Annotated in this window: 2 protein-coding genes; one reads left to right on the top strand and one right to left on the bottom strand. The window is 65.8% G+C overall.

What is annotated here, in order from left to right:
* Positions 1 to 656, bottom strand: a 656-nt coding sequence (locus BRAS3809_RS18680) for a 2OG-Fe(II) oxygenase (RefSeq protein ID WP_035656807.1), incomplete at its 3' end; no start/stop codon positions are given.
* A 257-nt stretch (positions 657 to 913) separates the two neighbouring features.
* On the opposite strand from BRAS3809_RS18680, the gene BRAS3809_RS18675 reads away from it, so the two are divergent.
* Positions 914 to 1,660 carry a transglycosylase domain-containing protein gene (locus tag BRAS3809_RS18675; RefSeq protein WP_008963635.1) on the top strand — a complete coding sequence of 249 codons (747 nt, stop codon included), beginning with the start codon at positions 914 to 916 and terminating at the stop codon, positions 1,658 to 1,660.
* Positions 1,661 to 1,767: the final 107 nt, after the last annotated feature.

Raw genomic sequence — 1,767 nt, 5'->3', positions numbered from 1 at the left:
TAGCTGCCGCGCGTCCCCTGCACCGGACGATGGTGGACCGCGAACACCACGCCATCGCCGCGGCCCAGCGGCACGACTTCGGCCCGCGACTGCATGCGCGGCCGCTGCTCGGTCAGCACGAACTCGCCGCCGTCGAAATCGCGTCCCGGCTCGGACAGGAGGATCGCGACCTGCAGCGGAAACACGTGCTCGCCATAGAGATCCTGATGCAGGCAATTGTAGTCGCCTTCGTCGTATTGCAACAGCAGCGGCGTCGGCCTGACCTGGCCGGCCTGATGACAGCGGGCGAGGAAGTCGGCGTGATCGCCGGGGTAGCGGACGTCGATTCCCATCGTCGCGTTCCAGCGGTTGGCGACGGGAACGAGCTGCGCATAGAGCCGCGGCCGCAACTGCCCGATCGGATCCGGCAACGGATAGCGGAAATACTTGTACTCGCCGCGCCCGAACCCATGCCGCGCCATCACGACGCGGCTGCGGAAATGACTGTCATCCGGATAGAACGCGGCCAGCGCGCGGCACGCGTCGGGCGACACAAGTTGCGGCAACACGGCGCAGCCGCCGGCATCGAGGTCGCGTTCAACCATCGCCCAGTCGATCGCGTCGATCCCGCGCGCGGGAGAATTGATAGCGGTCACTGCCTGCTTGAGTCTGGCCATGAGCTTCATCCCGGCTGTCATTCCGGGGCGTCGCGCAGCGACGAGCCCGGAATCCATACGCACAATCGTGGTTATGGATTCCGGGCCTGCGCGCAAGGGCGCGCATCCCGGAATGACGAGGATGCGCCAGAAGGGGCGCCGGCGGCCACCCGTTTCCTGGCCACTTTTGCGCGGCTGCGCGGCCCCCGATGAACCCAAACGCTCTGGCCGGAACCAATCGTCTGACGATGCAACGTCCCGGCACCAGACGCCTCTTCATGCTGCTTGGCAAGTCGATCCTGGCCGTGCTCTCGCTCGCGGTCGTCCTGATGCTCTACACCGAAGGCTATGTGATCTGGTACTTCGAATACGGCCTCGGCCTTCCCACCGAGAGCCAGCTTGCGGCTCTGCCGGCCACAGGTCCGCTCTGTCCGGCGAACCCGGGAAGCTCCTATGTGCCGCTCTCTGAGATCCCGCCGCTGGTGCGGAACGCCGTCGTCGCCTCTCAGGACCGTGACTTCTACGAACGACGGTCGATCGGCCCGCTGGCCCGGCTCGCAGCCGACATGGCGGCCGGTCGACGGCCGGGCCTGTCAAGCATCATCCACGCGGTCAGCCGCGATTGTCTCCAGGCACTCGTTCCGGAATGCTGCAAGGGACAGAACCTCGAATGGCAGTTCGGCACCGAGGTGTTCATGGGCCGTATCGAGCGCACGTTCACGCGCGATCGCATCCTGGAGGCCTATCTGAACAATGCCTATCTCGGCCGCGGCGCCTATGGTGCCGCAGACGCGGCCACCGCCTATTTCGGCAAATCGCTCGCGAGCCTGGACATCGACGAGATCGCCCTGCTCCTCGCGCGTTTCCGAATGCCGATGACCTCGATAACCTCTCGGCACGATAGCGAGTGGCGCGATCGCATGCTCGACAGGATGCTGGCGGCCGGTCTCATCGATCAGGCGCAGGCGACCGCCGCCAAGGCCGCACCACTGTCCTTGATCGCTCGCCCGCCGCGCAAGTCCTGACCGCTCCCTGGCTTAACCCAAGACTATCGCATCTGATGATCGCGATTCTGTGCTCGTCTCGCTCGCCGACGTCATGGCCGGGCTTGTCCCGGCCATCCACGTCCTCC

Source organism: Bradyrhizobium sp. STM 3809, assembly GCF_000239795.1.
Classification (GTDB): domain Bacteria; phylum Pseudomonadota; class Alphaproteobacteria; order Rhizobiales; family Xanthobacteraceae; genus Bradyrhizobium.
The sequence above is the reverse complement of the archived record's forward strand: the minus strand, read 5'-3'. Positions and strand labels throughout refer to the sequence as shown.